Here is a 21,295-nt window from a genome sequence, read left to right as displayed (position 1 = left end):
AGCTACTTCTCTTCGAGCGCGGGAGAGTGGCCAAGGCGGTGACCCGGGGCCTCAAGCGTGTCATGCAAAAGCTTTTCTTTGATGGCACGGCCCAGATGACTGTAGTCACCGCCATCGCTCAGCTTGATTAAAGAACCGTTCGGATAGGCCGGATCGTCGAGAATAGCCACCAACTGTGCGAGCCGGCGACCTAGCTTTTCATGATGTTCCAACCACCGGTCGGCACCCATGTATCCCTTGTCCACGGCGTCGCGCGCAGCGGCCAAGTCAATCTCAACCTCCCGCTTGCGCAGGCGAATTCGCTTCTCCTTTTCCATGTCTCCCTTGATGCATACTTGCTCATGGCAGTTCAAGCAATCGCGAAATCGGTCGCACGGGCTGACCACATAGTCGTGGACACAGACTCCGTAGTCTGTTGCGTGGACGGCCCCACGCTCTACCAGCGCCAGGTCGTTCATCGAGATCGGCGCATGAGCCGACACTTGGCCGTCCGGACCAAATAGCTCCCTCCCTGGGTCGATCGTCTCGGCCTCAGCGACCCGCTCGAACTCGTCCATATGGTTGTAGACGCGGTTCTGCTTCTTGTCAGCTCTTCCAGACCATTTAGCGATGAGGTCTTGCGACATCCCGCCACGATTGGCGATCGTATTGAGAAGGTGACGCGCCTGGTGTGACGTTAGCTTCAAACGCTCCCCATCACTATCGTGGTAACCATAACGGTCAAAAATCGATCGATGCTCGGACTCAACGCCGGGACGCGGCCCCAGGTCACTATTGAAGACGGTTCCCGTTGGTGACCACAAGATCACAGGGCTCGCCCCCCGCTGGGCGTGAAGCTGATTTTTGGTCATGCAAAAGAGGGCGTTGCTGAATCTAACGTTCGCCCTACGACTCACCCACGGGAAGTCTTCGGGCTGCTTCGCCTTTATCCAATGCGCAAGATCGCGAAGCGTATAGCCCTCCGGCCGTCTAGATAGCCCCGCGCCCCACAGCGATTTGACTCCCAACGCTGCACAAACTTGGTCGCCACTAAGCGGCATGTCCTGTGCTACCGGAGGACAACCAGGATGACCGAAGAATTCGTCCGGATGTGATTCCAACCAACGTGCCAGACACCGCGCCGGCTCGGTGAGTGCTCGAACGCGAGCGATGGCCTCTTTGGCGATGGGGACCATAACAGACGGAATCCATCTGATGTCACCCTCGTAACCCTTGCCGGAATAGAACCTCCAACCGTAACGATTGATACCGTTGAAATCCGGCTCCTCCACCTCGCAGTCAGCCGGAAGCTCAAGCACTTCTGTGATACGAACAGGCGCGCAGAGCGTCATCGCAAAAGTTGACGCCGTGAAAATGTCTCGTGGATCGTCGGGATTATTCGAAAAGATTTCCGCTAGCGCGTTGAGGGCATCCTGCGATGGTAGTTTTGCCGCCTGTTTAGCCCGTGCGTCCGGACCGGTCTGGATCGTAACGTCTCTAGGCTTGCGCGTGGACCGCTTCCACTGACCAACCGCTGCTCTCACGAGACGATTCTTATCAAGAAATACTGCGAGCCGCTCCAGCTCTCGTGCGGCATGGTAGGCAGCCGCTTCCGAGTAGTGCTCCCTCGACAGTTGCTCTGCGCGATCGAGCACATCTGCGTCTACCAGATCAATATCGACCCTTTCTCGGCAAGACAGCAACGCAGCCTCAATTGCCCTGATTGCCTTCAATTCGTTCTTTGTTCCGGTTGGCTTCATGCCTTGCTGATAGCGAAAGTAGGCCTTGGCAAACTCCATGATTCCGCTATCAAGTAGGTCATCGGCTGAAACGCCCCGTGAGGGAACACTCATCTTGGTAAACAGGGCTCCAGGCCACTTCCAGCTCGCCCAGTTCAAGTCACGACCAAACACCGTAAGATCATCTCGACAGAGCCGGATGAACGCCTCACGGTTGTCGGCGACCCTACGAACCGACGGCGGCACGAAGTGGACAATGTTTCCGCTCATACACTCCCTCCGGCAGCGAGCTCTTCACGTCGCTCCTCGCAACGGCGTATCACCTCCGCCACAGCAAATATCGTTCGGTCATTGATGGCGGCGATCGTTTCGTCCCCTGTCTCCTCTAAGATGCGTGCTCTTTCAGCCAGCAGCTCAGAGTAGACGGCCTCATGCGGGCCATCCAGCCAAGGCTGAAAGAACATGCAGGTGTAGCAAGGGATCGGCACATTAGCCCCGCAGCTCCCGTACTTCCCGCATGTTGCCGTCCCACGACCGCGATGACGGATCCGGCTGGTAGGGTCATCACCTCGCTTCGCGTCACCCTCTGAGTCAACGACGACGCCTTGGAAGGCTTGCGCATAGGGCGCTAGCTGATGGCCTACAGCGGCATCAATGGCCGCCACATGCTCCGGGATGTTCTTGACGTAAACGTCCGCATTCTGGGTATCCGTATGGTCGAGCAACTCTGCGATACCGCTCAGCCCAATGCCTTGGCGGGCAGCTCGCGTTCCGGTTGTGTAGCGAAAGCGGCGCGAGGTTACGCTTAGCAGCCTGCCCGTCCGTTCAGAATAGCAGCCGGATGCTTCGACAACTTTCTTCAGGACTTGGTTAATTAGATCTGGGCTGCAGTGAAGCCGGTCCGTGCCCAGGAGCGATTGGAACTCGGCGAAAGAGGTGATCGATCGGAATGCATCAGCATCGGGAAATAGAGGCAACAACTGCCGCTCATCCGCATCCAGTGCACGTCCAACGGCAAGCTCTGCATCGCGGATACACTGTTTTCGCTGCGCACGCAAAATGGTCCATAGCTCGCCTGAGGCGCGAAACGTATTGAACCTATCGCGGAAACCGGCTCCTCGTTGCTTTGCACGAGGGATACGAATCAGCCCCTGACCCTCGTCATTGGCCTTACGGGCAGACATCTCCACGTCCATTACCTTCATGTGGGAGATTTGCCGCGACCTACGCCCGCTACAACTGAGCAGAAGGGCCATCGCGAGTTCGGTGGCGGTAAGTAGCTCCTTTTCAAAAGCCCTCGCAGCCCCCTCGTTAAAGGCGATCAACTCGTTCTCCGTGAGATCGCCTTTCTCTGGATCCCTGCGCTGAACGGCATCGCCTTTGATATTCCCTCTGAGTGTCCAACCACGAAGGAGATCAACGATTGAGGCATCCACTCCTGGATAGCCGAGCTCATTCCACTTATAGAGGAAGCTCCGGAGCCCACCTAAGTGATGCTCCGAAGTGCGATCTAACGTCGACCTAAAATTGATGAGCGTCGTAGTGCTCAGTACACCACCCACGACATCAACCATGTGGTGATATCGCACTAAGTAGTTCTTGGCGTGATGCGCTGACGCGGTTCTTGCAAAATGCAGAAGCGTCGCCACGAAGCCGTCCGCAATACTTGGGTCAAGCTTCTCCAACAGAGAACCCACATTGAGGTTGATGCCTTTGGATAGCTCCCACCTGGGGCTTGTAACGACAAATGCGTATCCATAGAGCGAATGGTACTCACGTCCCGGAGTCAGCAGATCACTCAAAGCCCCCGATTCCGGGCCGCTCGATGTCTTCAGTGGTTGCGCTTTTTTCGTGATCACTTGTCAATTCCTTTCGGCAGCCGGACCGTTTCGTTCTGGAGCTGAAGTTGCGTCTCGTGAGCCTTTCGCTCGACGAATCGACGGTTGTACGTTGCTGAGGTACCGGAACCCTCCTTCCAACCTTGTGCATAGGAGCGCATAGCTTCCTGCTGCTCCGGAGATGGTGGGGCCTCTTGTCGGTCCATATATTCGGAGAAGCGTTCATTCCAGCCGTGTCGAAGCAAGTGCCCGTGGAGTCCCTTGAGCTCAGGCGAAGCAGCGGCGACAGACCGGATCATCTTCTGGTAGCTGGAAATGGAAAGGGGATCCCCCAGCGTCGCTCCACTCTTATGAGTGACAAAGAGAAAGACATGTCGTCTTGCCCCCGGCACCTTGTTGCGATGCTTGACTATGTAGGTGTGCAATCGAGCGACAAGCATGTCGCTCAAAGGGATTCGACGATCGAGCGTCTTAACCAAGGGCTGGCGTTGGCGGGGATCCGTTCTTTCGTCCGGGCGACGGGCAATCACGATCTGGCAGCGGCCCCAGTCGATATCGGTCGTGCAGAGGCTGAGAAGCTCTCCACCACGGATGCCTAGGTAGAACAACAGATCCATCATCAGTGCGTTTCTTATACGCACGCTGGTGTGGCGAAAAGGCGACCTTTCCCCTTCGGGATCCACTACCTCACGGAGCGTCGCTACTTGTTCAGAAGTCGGCCCCATCTTTACATCAGCGCATCGCCTTCCGATGGGCCGGCGACTCGTCAGTCCACGATGGACCAGCTCAATTTGGCGCGCGGCCGACTCGTCCAGTGTGGAACCCAGCAGGGTGTGGGATAGCCAGCGTAGGTAGTTGGCCACATGCGTCAGGCGGACGTACTCGCTCCCAGTTTGTACCCGCTGCTTTGCCTTGTTATGCCGAAGAGGTACTACCACTGCGCTGCCATGCTTGCCAAACCGCTTTTGGCAAACGTCTCTGATCGCGTCCAGCTCCGCGGGGCTCAAGAAGCGCCGATCTCTGATCCGGCCCTCCTGATCAATACCGCACTGGCTGCAATGGGTAAGGAACACGTTGATGGCAGCACATGCAGCATCCATGCTCGCTACCGACAGTGATCGATTGCGCACCTGTGTCGTTACAAACAGGTTCGGATAGAAGAGGGGCATGCCCGAGCGAGGATCAACAAGCACTCGGCACCTTTCACCATCTCCCATGACGAAACCTCGAGTTCTGTATCTCAGTTGCATCTCCGCCCCAATTAGTAGCTCGCAACAGTTCTCAAGGCGCAGCTTAGGAGACGAGTCGGGACGGAGCGTGGTACGAAATCGTCCAGTCCAAAAAAGAAAAACCCCCGACGAATCGGGGGCTTGAGAGTCAAAACCGTACAAAGACGGTCTAAGGTGTCCTCTAGAACGGGATGTCGTCGTCGTCGAAGCCGCCGCTGCTCTCGGCCGGCGCCGGGGCGTTCTGGCGCGGAGCGTTGCCGTAGTCGTTGCCACCGCGGGGCTGGCCGCCGCCGTAGCCGCCCTGGCGCTGGCCGCCGCCCTGCGGGCGCTCGCGGAAGCCACCGCCACCGCCGCCACCGCCTTCACCGCCCATGCCGCCGAGCATCTGCATGTCGTTGGCGATGATGTCGGTGGAGTACTTCTCCACGCCGCTCTTGTCGGTGTACTTGTCGGTGCGCAGCGAGCCTTCGATGTAGACCTGGCGGCCCTTCTTCAGGTACTCGCCGGCGATCTCGGCGAGCTTGCCGAACAGCTTCACGCGGTGCCACTCGGTACGTTCCTGCTTCTCGCCGGACTGCTTGTCGGTCCACTGCTCCGAGGTGGCGACGCTCAGGCTGCACACCGCGGTACCGCCGCCGGTGTAGCGCACCTCCGGATCGGCGCCCAGGTTGCCGACGATGATGACCTTGTTGATGCCGCGTGCCATGGAAATTCCTCGCTTTGCTGGCGGCCGGCGCACGCCCGCCTCGTCATGGGTTCGCCGGGGTCGCCGGCGGCTCGACCCCTATCATAGCTTCCCGCCCCGGCTGCGCGCGCCGGCCGCTGTCCGCATCCGCCCCGGCGTGTTGACCGTATCTGCCTGCATGCCGGTTCGCCGGCGACCCTGGGCCGCCGGAGACCGCCTTGCCAACGTTTCGCACCGTGCCCCGCCTCGCCCTGGGCCTGTGCCTGGCCCTGCCGCTGGCGGCCGCATTCGGCGCCACGCCCGCCGTCCACCTCGAAGCCCGCGCCTACGCTGACGATGGCCGCCTGCTCTACCGCGAGTCGCACTGGGTCTTTGCCACGCCGGAGGGACGCACCCGCCTGGTGCTGTATCGCTGTCCGGACGGCGGGCCGTTCGCGCGCAAGTGGGTGCGCGACCATGGGCTGCCGGCGTCGCCCGACTTCGAACTGGAGGATGCGCGCCGCGGCTACCGCGAGGGCGTGCGCCGGCGCGCGGATGGCCGCCGCGAGATGTTCGTGCGGCGCGATGCCGGCAGCGCCGAGCGCAGTGTTCTGCTGGATGAGGCACCCGCGCCGGTGATCGACGCGGGCTTCGATGCCTTCCTGCGCGCGCACTGGAACCTCGCCCCGGACGCCAGCCTCAGCGTGCCGTTCCTGCTGCCCAGCCGGCTCGGCACGCTCGACTTCAGGGTGCGTCGCCTGCCGGACCAGGTGATCGACGGCCGCCCGGTGCGGCGCTTCCGGCTGGGGCTCGACAGCCTGATCGGCTTCGCCCTGCCGCATCTGGACGTGGCCTACGACGCGCGCAGCCGGGCGCTCTGGCGATTCCGCGGCATCGCCAATATCCGCGACGTCGAGGGGCGCAACCTGACAGTCCGGATCGACTTCGCGCCGCCCGAGCCGGTCGACGACGCCAGCGCCGCCGTGCAGGACGCCGCGCGCCAGCCCCTGACGGGCCGCTGCCGGCTGCGCTGATCAGAGCGCCGGCGTGGCGCCCCGCGGCAGGGCCGGGAGACGACCGACGAGGTGCCCGGCGGCCACCCAGGCCTGGAGCCCGCCGCGCAGCGGACGCACGCGCCGGTAGCCCTGCGCCATCAGGAGCTGCGCCGCACGGGCGGCCGACACTTCGTTGGGGCAGTTGCAGTAAAGCACCAGCTCGCGCTCGTGCGGCACGCCCGCCAGTACGGCGTCCAGCGCCGGCGGATCGAATGCCAGTGCGCCGGGAATCGCGCGGTCGTCAAGCTCGCGCGAGCCGGCCGCGCGCACGTCGAACACCAGCGGCGGCCGCGCCGAGCGCAGTGCCTGCGCCAGCTCGTCCACCTCGATCCGGGCCATGCGCAACGCCACCAGCAGTCGCCGGCGCTGCCACCACTTGAACAGGATGTAGAGCGCGAGCATCGCGCCCAGCAGTTGCAGGGCCAGCGCCCCGGTACCCTCGAACGCCGCCAGCACGCGCTCCACCTCGCCGGAGAACGCATAGCCCAGCGCCACCGCCACGCCGGCCCAGAGCAGCGAACCGAGCGCGTCGAACAGCAGGAACAGCCGCGGCGCCAGGCCCCACGCGCCAACCAGCGGTGGCGCCACGGTCGACAGCCCCGGCACGAACTTGGCCACCAGCAGCACCGCTCCACGCCAGCGCTGGAAGCGCAGTTCCGATTGCTTCACGCAGGAGTCGGGCGACAGCGAGATGCGGCACAGCGTGCGCATCACCCCCGCGCCGTAGCGTCGGCCGGCGGCGTACCAGGCGAAGTCGCTGAGCAGGCACCCGGCCAGCGCCACCAGCAGTACGCCCCACAACGGCAGCTTGCCGGCCGCGGCCAGCGCGCCGGCCACCACCAGCGTCGGTACGGCCGGCAGCGGCAGCCCGGCCTGCTCGACCAGCACGTTGAGGAAGACCAGCAGCAGGCCGTATTCGGCGATCAGCGCGACGATCTGGTGGGCCACGGGCGGGCTCGCGTGGAGTGATGCCGCGCCATATGGGGGCGGCCACGACGTGGCGCAATCCCGGGCAACCGGCGGGCCGGCAGCGGCCGAAAGGGCTGCGGCCGGCGCCCTACTGCCCCGGGCTTGCGGCGGCGGCCGCCTGTTCGGCGGCACTGCGCGCGGCGATGCGCCGGGCACCGAACGCCACCAGCGGCAACCACAGCAGCGTGGTCGCCGCCGCGCACAGGAACACGCCGCTCACGCCCAGCCGGCCCAGCGCGATACCGCCGATGGCGCCGCCGACGAAGGCGCCGACGAACTGGCTGGTCGAGTACGCACCCATCGCCGCGCCGCGCAGGTGCGCTGGTGCCAGCCGCGACACCAGGCTGGGCAGTGCCGCTTCCAGCAGGTTGAACGCCGAGAAGAACGCCGCCGCCGACACGCCGAGCCAGGCCAGATGCCCGCCCGACTGCGCAAAGCCGAGCAACGCCAGCCCGATGGCCGCCACGCACACCAGCACAATGCGCAGGCTCTGGCCGATCTCCTTCATGCGGTGCATGGCCGAGCCCATCACCAGCGCGGCGATCGTCATCACCGGCAGGTACAGCTCCCAGTGGCGCTCCGCCGGCAGGTGCAGCCGCTCGGCCAGCAGCAGCGGCAGGCCGACGAAGCTCGCCGTCAGCAGCAGGTGCAGGAAGAACACCGAGCCATTGAGCACCAGCAACCGGCCGTCACGCAGCATGGCCAGCACGCCGCCGAGGCTCGCCGCGGCGGGCGCCTGCGCACGCTGCGGCGTGGGCACGATCAGCCACAGCAGCACCAGCGAGGCCAGTGCCAGTATCGAGGTGGCGCCGAACAGCCCGGGCAGCCCGGCCACCGCCTCCAGCGGCGGCCCCAGGATCAGTGCCAGCAGGAACGCCACGCCGATCGACACGCCGATGATGCCCATCACCTTGCCGCGCTGGTCTTCGCGGGTGAGGTCGGCGGCCAGCGCGGTGCCTGCGCCGGCCACCGCGCCCATGCCCTGCAGCGCGCGGCCGGCCACGATCCCCATCAGCGTGTGCGACATCGCCGCCACCAGCCCGCCGACGGCAAAGATGAGCAGGCCGATGGTGATCGCCGGCTTGCGCCCGATCCGGTCCGACAACAGGCCCAGCGGGATCTGCAGCAGCACCTGGCCCAGCCCGTACACGCCCAGCGCCAGGCCGATCAGCAGGCCGCTCGCGTCCGGCATCTGCTTCGCGTAGAGCGAGAACACCGGCATGATCAGGAACAGCCCGAACAGGCGCAGGCTGATGACGCAGGCCAGGGTCAGCGCACTGCGGCGCTCGAGGGGCGAGAGCTTGCTCACCGGAAGGGGAACGGGCGGGAAGTCATCGGCCCATTATAGGGATCGCCTCGGAATGCCCGGTTGCGGCGCCATGTCGCGCCGCCGCACACGGCAGAGCTGGCCCTATAATCGCCCGTCTTGCCACCCGGACGCCCATGCAACCGATGCCCGCCGACGCCAGCCGAACCGCCGACTTCGCCGCCGTGCGTGAACTGGCCGCCGCCGACATGCAGCGCGTGGACGCGCTGATCCGTGCGCGGCTGGCCTCCGACGTGGTGCTGATCAACCAGATCGCCGACCACATCATCGCCGGCGGCGGCAAGCGCCTGCGCCCGATGCTGCACGTGCTGGCCGCCGGCGCCGCCGGCTACGCGGGCGCGCAGCACATCAAGCTGGCCGCGGTGATCGAATTCATCCATACCTCTACCCTGCTGCACGACGACGTGGTCGACGAGTCCGACCTGCGTCGTGGCCGCAAGACCGCCAACGCGCTGTGGGGCAACGCCGCCAGCGTGCTGGTCGGCGACTTCCTGTACTCGCGCTCGTTCCAGCTGATGGTGGAATTGGACGACATGCGCGTGATGCGCATCCTGGCCGATACCACCAACACCATCGCCGAGGGCGAGGTGCTGCAGCTGCTCAATATCGGCAATGCCGACGTCGACGAGGCGGCGTACCTGGCGGTGATCGAGCGCAAGACCGCGGTGCTGTTCGCCGCCGCCACCGAACTGGGCGGCCTGCTCGGCGGCCTGCCGACCGACCAGGTCGCCGCGCTGCGCCGCTACGGCATGGAACTGGGCTACGCCTTCCAGATCGCCGACGACCTGCTCGACTACACCAGCGACGCCGACACCCTGGGCAAGAACATCGGCGACGACCTGGCCGAGGGCAAGCCGACGCTGCCGGTGATCTACGCCCTGAAGCAGGCCACGGCCGACGAAACGCAGGCGATGCGCCAGGCCATCGAACACGGCGACCTCACCGCACTGGACCGCGTGCTCGCCACCATCCGCCGCAGCGGTGCGCTGGAACGCACGCACGAGCGCGCCGTGGCGCACGCCGAGGCCGCCCGCGCCGCGCTGGCGGTGCTGCCCGCCACGCCCTATCGCGAGGCGCTGGATGCACTGGCCGCCTACGCGGTCGAGCGCAGCGCCTAAGCCGCCCGTGCCGCGCGCCTGGCCGACCGCTTCCGCGGGCCGCGCCCGGCGCCGGTGTTCAAGCCGTCCGCGCTTCGGCCGATGACGGCCCCGATGCCCTCCTCACGCCCCCTCCGTTGGCTGGCCCTCGCGCTGCTGGGGCTGGCGCTGCTGCTGCCCGCGACGACCGTCGCCGCGGCCCCGGCCGCCGACTGGTCGCACTGGGACAGCCTGGCCTTCGAGCACCTCACCGTGCGCGCGGGCCTGCCGCACGCCACCACCACCGCGTTCGCACAGGACCGCGACGGCCTGATCTGGATCGGCACCTTCGGCGGGCTGGTGCGCTACGACGGCTACCGCGTGCAGGTGTTCCGCCAGTCCGGCCCCGGCGGCCTGCCGGACAACTACATCCGCGCGCTGCAGGCCGCGCCCGACGGCAGCCTGATCGTCGGCACCTCCGCCGGCGGGCTGGCTCGTTTCGACCCGCGCGACAACCGCTTCTCCACCTACGACGCCTCGCCCGCCCACGGCACCGGCCCGCACGTCCTCACCCTGGCCCCGGACGGCGCGGGCGGTTTCTGGGTCGGCGGACAGAACGGGCTCAGCCACCTGCGCAACGACCTGCGAACGATCGAGCGGCCCTCGGCCGACGCCGGCCTGCCGGCGGACGTGGCGGTGTTCGCCGTGCGCCAGGACCGGCGCGGCAACCTGTGGGTGGGCAGCGGCGAAGGCCTGTACCTGCGGCGCGCCGGCACGACGCACTTCGTGCGGTTCCGCGGCGACGATGACGCCAGCCTTGTACTGGACGAGGACATCTGGGCGCTGCGCGAGGATGTGGCCGGCAACCTGTGGGTGGGCAGCGGCACCCGCGGCGTGGCGGTGATCGATCGCCAGGGCCACGCGCGCGTGCCGCCCGGGCTCGATGGCGACGCGCCGGCGATCCAGCACCGCACCATCCGCGACCTGCTGGCAGCGCCGGACGGCCGGTTGTGGATCGCCACCGATGGCGTGGGCGTGGCCGTCTACGACCCCCACCACGGTACGCTGGACACCCTGCGCCACGACAATGCGCGCCCGGGCTCGCTGGGCGGCAACATCGTGCGGGCGCTGTTCCTGGACCGCTCCAGTGGCCTGTGGGCGGCCACCGAGACCGACGCCTCGCGCTGCGACACGCGCCCGACCCTCGTGCACACGCTGGACGGGCTGGCGCTGTTCGGTCGCCAGGATGCCAACCTCGACGAGAACGTGCGCAGCGTCCATACCGACCGCCAGGGCGCGATCTGGCTCGGCTTCAACCGCGGCCGCCTCGCGCGTGTCGATCCGGCCAGCGGCCAGATCCGCCTGCTGACCCTGGACGGCGCGCAGCAGGATCAGGACGTGCGCGCGATCGACACGCTGCCGGACGGGCGCATCGTGGCTGGAGCGCGCGGGCTGGTCACGATCGACCCGGCGTCGCTGGCGATCCGCCCGTGGTCGGTCGACGGCCTCGACACGCGGCCGATCCTCGCCCTGCGCACCTGGCGCGATGAGCTGCTGGTCGGCACCTACGATGGCCTCTACCGAATCGACCGCACGCGGCACGTCACGCACTACCGGCACGAACCGGGCGACCCGCGCAGCCTGGTCGACGACCAGGTGCGCAACATCGCGGTGCTGTCCGACGGCAGCGTGTGGATCGCCACCAGCGGCGGCATCAGCATCCTTCGCGCGGATGCAGGCGGGTTCGAAAACCTGGTACACGAGGATGGCAACCCGGGCAGCCTGCCGCAGAACTACGCCGGCTCCGTGGTCGAGCTGGGCGGCCGTATCTGGGTCGGCACTTACGGCGGGCTGGCCGCCACGCCGGCGACACCGCCGGGCCCGCACGGCTACCGCTTCACCGTGCTGCGCGGCAGCGACGGCCTGGGCAGCGACAACGTCGCCAGCGTGCTCGCCGACCGCCTTGGCCGGCTGTGGATCGCCACCGCCAACGGCCTGGCCGTGTACGAACCGGCGACCGGCCGGATCCGCTCGCTGGGCGCACGCGACGGACTCGGCGCGCGCTTCTACAACCACCGCACCGCCGCGCTGGGCCCCTCCGGCGAGCTGCTGTTCGGCGGGCTCAGCGGACTCACCGTGATCGAACCCACGCCGCAGGTGCGGCCACGCCAGTCGGATGCGCCACTGGCCGTGACCGCGGCACTGCGCGATGGCAAGCCGCTGCCTTACGCCGCGCTGCCGACCGCACGGCGTCCACTGCCGCTGGACAACGTGCATGCGCTGCGGCTGGGCTTCGCCCTGCTCGACTACACCGCCACCGACGACGTGCGTTACCGCTACCGGCTGGAGGGCTTCGACGCCCAGTGGACCGAACTGGAGTCCGGCGTGCCGCCATCGGCGGCGTACACGAATCTGCCCGGTGGCAACTACCGCCTGTGGCTGCAGGCCGACATCCCCGGACTGCACGCACGCACGGTGCAGGACGTGATCCCGCTGGAAGTACGTGGCCGCTGGTACGAACGGGGCTGGGTGCGCATCGTGCTGGGCCTGCTCGGCGTGGCGCTGGTCTACCTGCTGGTACGCCTGCGCACGCGCTACCTGCTCGCCCGTGCCGACCGCCTTGCGCAACTGGTGCAGGAGCGCACGCACGAATTGCAGGAAGCCAACGAGCGGCTCAACCGGCTGGCCAGCGTCGACGAGCTGACCGGCCTGCTCAACCGGCGCGAGCTGATGCGCCAGCTCGAACTCGCACACGAGACCGCGCAGCGCACGGGCGCGCCGCTGTCGATCCTGATGCTCGACCTGGATGCGTTCAAGGCGCTCAACGACACCCACGGCCACCAGGCCGGCGATGCCGCGCTTCGAAGCGCGGCACAGCGCGTCGCCGCGCTGTGCCGCAAGGACGACCGACTCGGCCGCTACGGCGGCGAGGAACTGATGGTGGTGATGCAGGGTGCGGACCTCGCCACGGCCGCGCAGCGCGCCGAAGCGATGCGTTCGGCAATCGCAACCATGGAGGTCGACCATGGCGACCATTGCCTGCGCCTGACCGCCAGCATCGGGGCCGCGCAACTCAAGCCCGGCGAACGCACGCACGAGCTGATCGCGCGCGCCGATGCGCGGCTGTACCGGGCCAAGCGGGATGGCCGCAACCGCGTCGCGGCCTCGTAAGCTGCGCGAGCACCGTAGGGTGGGCTTCAGCCCACCGCTCGCTCCCGAAGCCGGGCTGGTGGGCTGAAGCCCACCCTACGTGGGCCGACTACGGTCGATCGGCAAACGCCGCGTCCAGCCAGTCGTGCATCATGCGATAGCTGCGCGCAGCGGCGCGGGCGTCGTACTTGCAGCCGGGTGCGTTCTCGCCGACTTCGGTGAAGCAATGCACCGCGTTGCCGAGCACCACGAACTGCCAGTCGGCCGCGCTGGCGCGCATCTCGTCCATGAACGCGCCGGCATCGGGCATGGTGCCCTTGTCGTCGGCCCCGTTCATGGCGAGCACGCGCGCCTTGAAGTGGTCCGGCAGCGCCGGCTTGCCGGCCGCCAGGGCGCCATGGAAGGACACCACCGCGGCGACGTCGGCGCCGCTGCGGGCGAGGTCCAGCACCGCCGAGCCACCGAAGCAGAAGCCGATCGCGGCGAGCTTGCCGGTGTCCAGCGGCGCGGTGCCGGCCTGGGCCTTCAGTTGCGCCAGCGCCGTGTTCACGCGGTGGCGCATCAGCCCGCGGTCGGCGTAGAGCGGTTGCACCGCGGCCTTCGCCTCGTCGTTGCTGGTCGGGCGAACGTCCTGCCCGTACATGTCGGTGAGCAGGATCACATACTGCTTGCCGGCGATCATCTCGGCCTTCCTGATGGCCTGGTCGTTCACCCCGTACCAGTTGGGCACCATCACCAGGCCCGGGCGCTTGCCGGCACCCGCGTCGTCGTAGACCAGCACGCTGTGGAAGCGGGTGCCGCCAGCGGTCCACTCGACCGACCGATGCACCATCTTCGCCTGGGCGGCGAAGGCCAGGGGAAGCGAAAGCAGGGCGAACAGGATGCGACGCATGGCGACGGCTCCGGTGGGGTGAGGTGGCGCTCCGCGCCGGTGCTCCGCGGCGTCCGGCCGCGGCGTGGAATCATCGGCCGGCGGCGTGTGCGGCCAGGCGTCGCTTGAGCGGCGTCAGCCGGTCGACCAGCCGTACGCCCAGCGCACGCGCCGCGACCAGCGGCGGCGCCTGCCAGGCGTAGATGCGGCCCAGCGCATCGAAGCTCCACGCGTCGAGCGTGTCGGCGCTGCGCCGGCGGCGCGCGTAGCGGCGCAGCACATGCGGCGCGGCAATGTTGCGGCCGGCTTCGCGCGCGGCCACCAGCGTGTCGCGTAGCTCGGCCACGTCGCGCAAGCCCAGGTTCACGCCCTGCCCGGCCAGCGGATGCACCGCGTGCGCCGCATCGCCCAGCAGCACCAGGCGCTCGGCCTGGTAGCGGTCGGCCAGTTGCAGCCTGAGCGGGAAGGCGGCGCGGCGGGTGGTCGCGAGCACCGGGCCGAGGCGGAAATCGCTGGCCACGCCGAGCTCGGCGCAGAAGGCGGCATCGTCCAGCGCCAGCACGCGTTGCGCCTCCGCCTCGGGCAGCGACCACACGATCGAGCTGCGCCCGTCGGCCAGTGGCAGCAACGCCAGCGGCCCGCCGGGCAGGAAGCGCTGCCACGCGGTGTGCTGGTGCGGGCGTTCGGTGGTGACATGCGCGACGACGCCCCGCTGGCCGTAGTCGCGGCCGTGCGTATCCAGCCCGGCCAACCGGCGCAGCGGCGAGCCGGCGCCGTCGGCGGCGACCAGCAGGCGCGCGGACAGGCTGGCGGTCGCGGCGGCCTCCATCTGCAGCAGCACGCGATCCTCGCGCGCCTCGTAGCCGGTCACCTGCGCCGGGCACAGCCGCTGCACGCCCGCCGCTTCAAGCGCCTGCCACAACGTCCACTGCACCAGGTTGTTCTCGACGATCCAGCCCAGCCAGGCGCGGCCCTCGGCAATGGCATCGAAGTCGACTGCGGCGCCGGTGCGCGCATCCCACACATGCATCCGTCCGTACGAGGCGGCACGGCAATCGCGGATGGATGCCCAGACGTCCAGCTCATCGAGCAACGCGACCGACGAAGACGCCAGCCCGACCACGCGCAGGTCGACCTCGTCCCGGGCGTGCCAGGGCGTCGGCGGGCGTGCTTCCAGCAGCGCCGTGGCGAAACCGGCGCGGGCCAGCGCGAGCGCCGTCGCGGCGCCGACCATGCCGCCACCGACCACCGCCACGTCGAGCAGCGGCGCCCGCCGGCGCGCTTCGGTGAGCCGCGCGTTCACGGTGAGCGCTCCAGCACGGCCTGCGGCGGCTCGCCGCGGAAGCCCATGCCGCGCCGGAGTACCGCATCCTTCAGTGGCGGCAGGCGGTCGCAGGCGAGCAGCGCCAGCGAGCGCAGCGGACCGAGCCACGGTTGTGGCAGGCAGGCCAGCTGCACCAGGCCATGGCTCATCGCCATGGTGCCGTCGCGGTCCGGAGCGCGGCGAGCCGCGTAGGTGGCGAGCAGGCGCTCGTCGCCAGGGTCGGCCGCGGCGGCCACGAGCTCGGCCAGGGTCAGCGCGTCGCGCAGGCCCAGGTTGAAGCCCTGCGCGCCGATCGGGTGCACGGTCTGCGCCGCGTTGCCGACCAGCACCGCGCGTGGTCCGGTAAGACGGTTGGCGGCGACGCGCTGGATCGGGTAGGGAAAGCGCTTGCCCGGACGGCCGAGGCGGCCCAGCCGCCAGCCGAAACGGCGCTGCGCGAGCGCCAGGTAGTCTGCATCGTCCATCGCCGCCACCGCCTCGGCCTGCGATCCCGGCACGGTAAGCACCAGGCCGCAGCGGCGACCGGCCAATGGCAACAGGGCGACCGGGCCTTCGTCGCCGAAGCGCTCGTACGCGCGATGGCCGTGCTCGCGTTCGGGGGTGACGGTGCAGACGAACAGCGTCTGCCCGTAATCGTGGGTATCTGCGGCGATGCCCAGTTGCTCGCGCACAAACGAATGGGTGCCGTCGGCGCCGACCAGCAGCGGCGTGTCGATCTGTCGCACGCCCTCGGCGGTGCGCACCTGCGCGCGCCAGCCATCGGCGACCGGTTCGAGCGCCTCCAGCCTGGCCGGAGCGAGCCGTTGCAAACGCGTGCATTCCTCCAGCCGGCGCAGCAGCGCCGCGCCCAGTTCACGCGCCGGCAGCGTCCAACCCAGAGCATCGACGCCGGCATCGCTCGCCTCAAGCCGCGCACTGCCGAATTCACCCGCGCGACTGACATGGATGTGCTCGATGGCCGTGGCGCCTTCCCGCGTGTGCTTCCACACGCCGATCGCCTCCAGTCCGTTGACGGTGGCGCGCGCCAGCGCCAGGTTGCGCTCGTCGTAGCTCGGCTGCGCCTCGACGCGCGGCGCGGCGGCTTCGACCAGCATCGCATCGACACCGGCCGCATCCAGCGCGATCGCCAGGCTGGCGCCGACCAGGCCGCCGCCGACGATCAGCACGGGCCCGCGTGGGGAGGGGGGGACTGTCATGGCGTGGATGATACGGCCGAACACGCGGGCGTCGCATGGCCCGGACGGGCTTCGGCTAAACTAGCCCGTCCTGCCTTCATTCTCACGCCGCCTGCATACGGAGCACTTCATGGCTATGACGCGAACCCAGCGCCTCGGCATCTTTCTGGCACTCGCCCTGGTGATGGCCATTACCCGCGGCGCGGTGCACACCCACCACTTCGAGGCGTTCCCGGATGCGTCCTGGGGCGTGTTCTTCCTGGCCGGCTTCTGGCTGCGCGGCGCCGGGCGCTGGGCGTTCCCGCTGCTGATGGCCGAGGCCGTGCTGGTCGACTACCTGGTGATCACCGGCCAGGGCCTCGACTTCTGGAGCCACTACTGCGTCTCGCCGGCGTACTGGTTCCTCGTGGCCGCCTACGGCGCGCTGTGGCTGGGCGGCAGCTGGCTGGCCCGCCGCCAGGCCGGCCTGAAGCTTTCCACCGCGGGTCTGGCCGTGGCCGCGCTGCTGGTCAGCGAGGCGGCCTGCTTCGTGGTCTCCAACGGCAGCTTCTACTGGCTGAGCGACAGCGTGCCGGCGCCGCGCAGCATGGCGGCCTGGTTCGAGAACATGGGGGACTGGTACCTGCCGTTCCTGCAGGTGACCGCGCTGTACGTCGGCCTGGGCGCCGTGGTGCACGTGCTGGCAACCCAGCTGACCCGCGCACTGGCCCACGAAGGCCAGGCGCACTGATGGGCAACCGCCTGTCGAAGATCTACACGCGCACCGGCGACGACGGCAGCACCGGCCTGGGCGACGGTTCGCGCGTGCCGAAGGATTCGGCCCGCGTGGCCGCCTACGGCACGGTGGACGAACTCAACAGCACGATCGGCATGGTGCTCGCCTGTGACGGCGTCCCGCCGGACGTGCGCGAGGCGCTGACCCAGGTCCAGCACGAACTGTTCGACCTGGGCGGCGAGCTGTGCATCCCCGGCATGGCCATGGTCCAGGACGCCGACATTGCGCGACTGGAATCGGTACTCGACGGCTTCAACGAGCCGTTGCCGCCGCTGAAGGATTTCATCCTGCCGGGCGGCGGCATGGCCGCGGCCTGCGGCCACCTGGCACGCACCGTGTGCCGCCGGGCCGAGCGCGAGGTCATCGCGCTGGCGCGCGAGGAGGCCGTGCGCCCGCAGGCGCAGCGCTACCTCAACCGGCTGTCGGACCTGCTGTTCGTGCTCTGCCGCGTGCTGGCCCGTGCCGGCGGGCACGGCGAGGTGATCTGGCAGCACGAGCGGCGCCCGCGCGGCTGATTCCTTCGATGCTGCGGCTCTACACCCATCCGGTCTGCCTGCAGCACGCCCCCGGCCCCGGCCATCCCGAGTCCCCCGCACGCCTGCACGCGGTGCTGGCAGCATTGGACCGCGACCGTTTCGCCGCGCTCGACCGTATCGAGGCGCCGCGCGCGAGCATCGAGGCACTCGAGCGCGTGCACGATCCTGCCTACGTCGCACGCATCCTTGCCAGCGCCCCCGCGGACGGGCTGGCCCGCCTCGACGAAGACACGCTGATGTCGCCGGCCTCGGCCGAGGCCGCGCTGCGCGCTGCCGGTGCCGTGGCAGCCGCGGTCGATGCCGTCCTCAATGAACGGGCCAGCCGGGCGTTCTGCGCCGTGCGTCCGCCCGGCCACCACGCAACGGCCGACCAGGCGATGGGCTTCTGCCTGTTCAACAACGTTGCGGTCGGCGCGGCTCACGCGCTGGCCGGGCATGGCCTCGAGCGCGTGGCGATCGCCGACTTCGACGTGCACCACGGCAACGGCACGCAGGACATCTTCGCGCGCGAGCCGCGCGTGCTGTTCGTCTCCAGCCACCAGTCGCCGCTCTATCCCGGCAGCGGTGGCGCGCAGGAAACCGGTGTGGGCAACCTGCTCAACGCCCCGCTGCCGCCGGAAACCGGCTCGGGTGCTTTCCGGCAGATCTGGGAGGAGCGGCTGCTGCCGCGGCTGGACGCGTTCCGTCCGCAACTGCTGCTGGTCTCGGCCGGCTTCGATGGCCACCGCGCGGACCCGCTCGCACAGCTGCGACTGGACGCCGACGACTACGGCTGGCTGACCGCGCGGCTGGTGGACATCGCCCGGGTGCATGCGGCCGGACGCGTCGTTTCGACCCTCGAAGGCGGCTACGACCTCGACGCCCTGGCTGCCAGCGCCAGCGCCCATGTCGCGGCGTTGATGGCCTGAGCGGGGACGTATCGGCGACGAGCTCCGCCTGCCTGCGGGGCGGCGGGCTGAAGCCCACCCTGCGGCGCGCCTGGCCCGCGCTTTCCTGCCGGCCATGTCCCCTTTCTGCTAGTTTTACGCGTCCTGACGAACGCCGACAGCCCACCGTGACGCCGAGCCACACGATCCCGCGCGCCTTGCCCCCACGCCGCCTGCTGGCGGTCGCCGCCGCCCTCGCCCTGTTCGGCGGCCCGGCCGGGGCCCAGACCGCGGTATCCGAGGCCGCAGCGCCTGCCACGCCGGCCAGCACCGGCGCCGAGGTGTCGAGCTGCCCGCTGGGGGCGTTCCACTGTCCGCCGCGTCCGGAAAGTTTCGCGCTGTGCCGGCCCAACGCGCTGCTGGCGTTCTACGACCCGACGCTGCCGCGCGATCCCTCGCGCCGCGAGACCTCCGACACGGTCGTCGACGCCGCCCACGTGGACAGCTCCAACCAGGCGGTCTACCGGCTCTCGGGCAATGTGCGCATCGAGCGCGCCGACCAGCTGCTGCGCGGCGATCGGATCGACTACAACGACGCCACCACCGACTACGACGCCCAGGGCAACGTGCGCTACCAGGAGGCCGGCGAACTGCTCAGTGCCGACCGCCTGCACGGCAACACCCAGGCCAACCGTGGCGTGGCCGAGAACGTGCGTTACCAGCTGCTGCAGTCGCGCGGCAACGGCACCGCCGCGCGCGGCGAGCTGCTCGATGCCCAGCGCAGCCGCTACAACCTGGTCAGCTACTCCACCTGCGACGTCGGCCACCACCTGTGGGAAGTGCGCGCCAGGAGCCTGGAGATCGACAAGGCGACCGGCGTGGGCAAGGCCCACGGCGCGACCATGCGCTTTGCGGACGTGCCGTTCCTGTACCTGCCCTACTTCACCTTCCCGGTCGACAACCGGCGCAAGAGCGGCTTCCTGTACCCGACCTTCGGCAGTTCGAACCGGTCGGGAACGATGTTCTCGATCCCCTATTACCTCAACCTGGCGCCGAACTACGACGCCACGCTCGAGCCGCGCATCTACACCCAGCGCGGGGCGATGCTGGCGGGCGAGTTCCGTTACCTGGTGCCCGGCACGCGCGGGCAGTTCGATTTCCAGTACCTGCCGAACGACCGTGGCGACAACACGTCCGTGGACGAGCCGACCAAGGGCACGGACCGCTGGTGGCTCAAGTACACCGACGTGACGCGCCTGGGCGGGCCGTGGTACTTCAGCACCTCGATCAACCGCGTTTCCGACGGAAGCTACCTGCGCGACTTCGGCAACGACCTCTACACCACTTCGGTCGGCACGCTCACCTCCAGCGGCTACGTCCGCGGCAACGGCGACTGGTGGAACGCCTCCTTCGGCGCCAGCAGCTACCAGAACGTCGATCCGTACCTGCCCGACACGGTGGTGCAGTACAAGCGCTGGCCGACCGCGAACCTGGGCCTGGACATCCCGATCAACCGCTGGCTGGAGTTCGGCGCCGAGGCCGAGGCCACCGCCTTCCGCAAGGACGAACGCATCGAGGGCGACCGCCTCGACCTGTATCCGTACCTTGCCGCCGATTTCCGCGGTGCGGCCTGGTTCGTGCGGCCGAAACTCGCCTACCGCTTTACCGCCTACCAGCTCGACGGCAATTACGCGGACTACGGCTACCGCGGACCGCTGAGCGGCAGCCAGGTGTCGCCCTTCGACGACCGCACACCCAGCCGCGCACTGCCGATCGCAAGCCTGGATACCGGGCTGATCTTCGAGCGCCCGGCCTCGCTGTTCGGCACCACATACACGCAGACGCTGGAGCCGCGGCTGTACTACCTGTACGTGCCCTACCGCAACCAGGACGACCTGCCGCTGTTCGACACGCGGCGGATGTCGTTCGACTACTGGCAGCTGTTCTCCCCCAACCAGTTCTCCGGCGCCGACCGCCAGATGAACGCCAACAACCTCACCGCGGCGCTGACCACCCGGTTGCTGGACGACGACGGCGTGGAGCGGCTCTCGGCCAGCATCGGGCAGATCCACTACTTCGCGCCCCAGCGGGTGCAACTGCCCGACAGCGCAACCACCACCGCCGCGCCAACCGACTGGACGCGCTCGGACTACGTGGCCCAGTTCGGCGTGCAACTGAACGACCGCTGGCGCCTCGACAGCGCCTACCAGTGGAGCCCGAACACGCGCCAGACGAGCCTGGGCACGCTGGGCCTGCAACGGCGCATCGGGGCGGACGGCATCTTCAACTTTTCCTACCGCTTCCGCCGCGGCCTGGTGGAGCAGTACGACACCTCGGCGATCTACCCGATCTCCGAACGCTGGCGCCTGCTCGCGCGATGGGTCTATTCGGTGCGCGACAAGCGTACCGTCGAGGCGCTGGCTGGCGTGGAATACGACAGCTGCTGCGTCGCGGTGCGGGTGGTCGGGCGCCACTACGTGGTTTCCCGCGGCCCCATCGGCGACCGCGGCGAAAGCAACAACGCGCTCATGTTCGAGCTGGTCTTCAAGGGCCTGGGCGCCTTCAACGGCCAGGCGGAAGACGTGCTGCGGCGTGGTATTCTTGGCTATCAGTAACGGCCTTGCCGCGAACTTTCCGCTGCCGTTGCGATCCACGGTTGTCGACCGGCACGACCGGACCTGAAGGCACCGACCCCTCCAACCATCGCCGCACAGGCGATTGA

At 68.3% G+C, this 21,295-nt stretch carries 16 protein-coding genes; 7 read left to right on the top strand and 9 right to left on the bottom strand.

The genetic code is table 11. The features are described from left to right. Positions 1-2 precede the first annotated feature (2 nt). The 4 genes from ACFWZU_RS02925 to ssb form a co-directional block, all read right to left on the bottom strand. Positions 3-1,988 carry a hypothetical protein gene (locus ACFWZU_RS02925; RefSeq protein ID WP_439699914.1) on the bottom strand — a complete coding sequence of 662 codons (1,986 nt, stop codon included), beginning with the start codon at positions 1,986-1,988 and terminating at the stop codon, positions 3-5. Then, entirely contained in the window at positions 1,985-3,577 is a 1,593-nt protein-coding gene (locus ACFWZU_RS02920) for a site-specific integrase (protein WP_439699913.1), read from the bottom strand. Before ACFWZU_RS02920 ends, ACFWZU_RS02925 begins: the two co-directional genes overlap by 4 nt. Next, positions 3,574-4,725 carry a tyrosine-type recombinase/integrase gene (locus ACFWZU_RS02915; protein ID WP_439699912.1) on the bottom strand — a complete coding sequence of 384 codons (1,152 nt, stop codon included), beginning with the start codon at positions 4,723-4,725 and terminating at the stop codon, positions 3,574-3,576. The genes ACFWZU_RS02920 and ACFWZU_RS02915 overlap by 4 nt, the downstream gene beginning before the upstream one ends. 241 nt (positions 4,726-4,966) lie before the next feature. Continuing rightward, entirely contained in the window at positions 4,967-5,491 is a 525-nt protein-coding gene (gene ssb, locus ACFWZU_RS02910; protein ID WP_439699911.1) for a single-stranded DNA-binding protein, read from the bottom strand. A 215-nt stretch (positions 5,492-5,706) separates the two neighbouring features. Between ssb and ACFWZU_RS02905 the strand changes: the two genes are divergently transcribed. After that, a complete protein-coding gene (locus ACFWZU_RS02905; RefSeq protein WP_439699910.1) occupies positions 5,707-6,483 on the top strand; it encodes a hypothetical protein in 777 nt (258 codons plus the stop codon). Here ACFWZU_RS02905 and ACFWZU_RS02900 read toward each other — a convergent pair whose 3' ends face one another. Then, positions 6,484-7,452: a DedA family protein/thiosulfate sulfurtransferase GlpE gene (locus ACFWZU_RS02900; protein ID WP_439699909.1), complete on the bottom strand. Its 969-nt coding sequence runs from the start codon at positions 7,450-7,452 to the stop codon at positions 6,484-6,486. Positions 7,453-7,561: 109 nt separating this feature from the next. Further along, the gene (locus tag ACFWZU_RS02895; RefSeq protein WP_439699908.1) at positions 7,562-8,782 is read right to left on the bottom strand and encodes an MFS transporter; all 1,221 of its coding nucleotides are present in this window, start codon (positions 8,780-8,782) and stop codon (positions 7,562-7,564) included. Positions 8,783-8,916: 134 nt separating this feature from the next. Between ACFWZU_RS02895 and ACFWZU_RS02890 the strand changes: the two genes are divergently transcribed. Both ACFWZU_RS02890 and ACFWZU_RS02885 read left to right on the top strand, forming a co-directional pair. Further along, positions 8,917-9,918: a polyprenyl synthetase family protein gene (locus ACFWZU_RS02890; RefSeq protein ID WP_439699907.1), complete on the top strand. Its 1,002-nt coding sequence runs from the start codon at positions 8,917-8,919 to the stop codon at positions 9,916-9,918. 93 nt (positions 9,919-10,011) lie between these two features. Beyond that, the gene (locus ACFWZU_RS02885; protein WP_439699906.1) at positions 10,012-13,047 is read left to right on the top strand and encodes a diguanylate cyclase; all 3,036 of its coding nucleotides are present in this window, start codon (positions 10,012-10,014) and stop codon (positions 13,045-13,047) included. A gap of 88 nt (positions 13,048-13,135) precedes the next feature. On the opposite strand, the gene ACFWZU_RS02880 is transcribed toward ACFWZU_RS02885, so the two are convergent. The 3 genes from ACFWZU_RS02880 to ubiH all read right to left on the bottom strand — a co-directional run bounded on the left by ACFWZU_RS02880 (position 13,136) and on the right by ubiH (position 16,417). Then, positions 13,136-13,918, bottom strand: coding sequence for a dienelactone hydrolase family protein (locus tag ACFWZU_RS02880; protein WP_439699905.1), 783 nt, complete (start codon positions 13,916-13,918; stop codon positions 13,136-13,138). Between the two features lie 70 nt (positions 13,919-13,988). Next, positions 13,989-15,200, bottom strand: coding sequence for an FAD-dependent oxidoreductase (locus ACFWZU_RS02875; protein WP_439699904.1), 1,212 nt, complete (start codon positions 15,198-15,200; stop codon positions 13,989-13,991). Beyond that, on the bottom strand, positions 15,197-16,417 hold the full coding sequence (gene ubiH / locus ACFWZU_RS02870; RefSeq protein ID WP_439699903.1) for a 2-octaprenyl-6-methoxyphenyl hydroxylase: 1,221 nt from the start codon (positions 16,415-16,417) through the stop codon (positions 15,197-15,199). Before ubiH ends, ACFWZU_RS02875 begins: the two co-directional genes overlap by 4 nt. Positions 16,418-16,526: 109 nt before the next feature. On the opposite strand from ubiH, the gene ACFWZU_RS02865 reads away from it, so the two are divergent. The 4 genes from ACFWZU_RS02865 (at position 16,527) to ACFWZU_RS02850 (ending at position 21,188) form a co-directional block, all read left to right on the top strand. Further along, positions 16,527-17,126 carry a hypothetical protein gene (locus ACFWZU_RS02865; RefSeq protein ID WP_439699902.1) on the top strand — a complete coding sequence of 200 codons (600 nt, stop codon included), beginning with the start codon at positions 16,527-16,529 and terminating at the stop codon, positions 17,124-17,126. Beyond that, complete coding sequence (locus ACFWZU_RS02860) at positions 17,126-17,686, top strand: cob(I)yrinic acid a,c-diamide adenosyltransferase (RefSeq protein WP_439699901.1); 561 nt, start codon at positions 17,126-17,128, stop codon at positions 17,684-17,686. The genes ACFWZU_RS02865 and ACFWZU_RS02860 overlap by 1 nt, the downstream gene beginning before the upstream one ends. Positions 17,687-17,697: 11 nt before the next feature. Beyond that, entirely contained in the window at positions 17,698-18,615 is a 918-nt protein-coding gene (locus tag ACFWZU_RS02855; protein WP_439700167.1) for a histone deacetylase family protein, read from the top strand. 176 nt (positions 18,616-18,791) lie between these two features. After that, positions 18,792-21,188, top strand: a complete 2,397-nt coding sequence (locus ACFWZU_RS02850) for an LPS-assembly protein LptD (RefSeq protein WP_439699900.1) — start codon at positions 18,792-18,794, stop codon at positions 21,186-21,188. Positions 21,189-21,295 lie beyond the last annotated feature (107 nt).

This window comes from Frateuria sp. GZRR33, from assembly GCF_051900425.1.
Taxonomy (GTDB): Bacteria; Pseudomonadota; Gammaproteobacteria; order Xanthomonadales; family Rhodanobacteraceae; genus Frateuria_A.
This window is presented reverse-complemented; position numbering and strand designations above follow the sequence as displayed.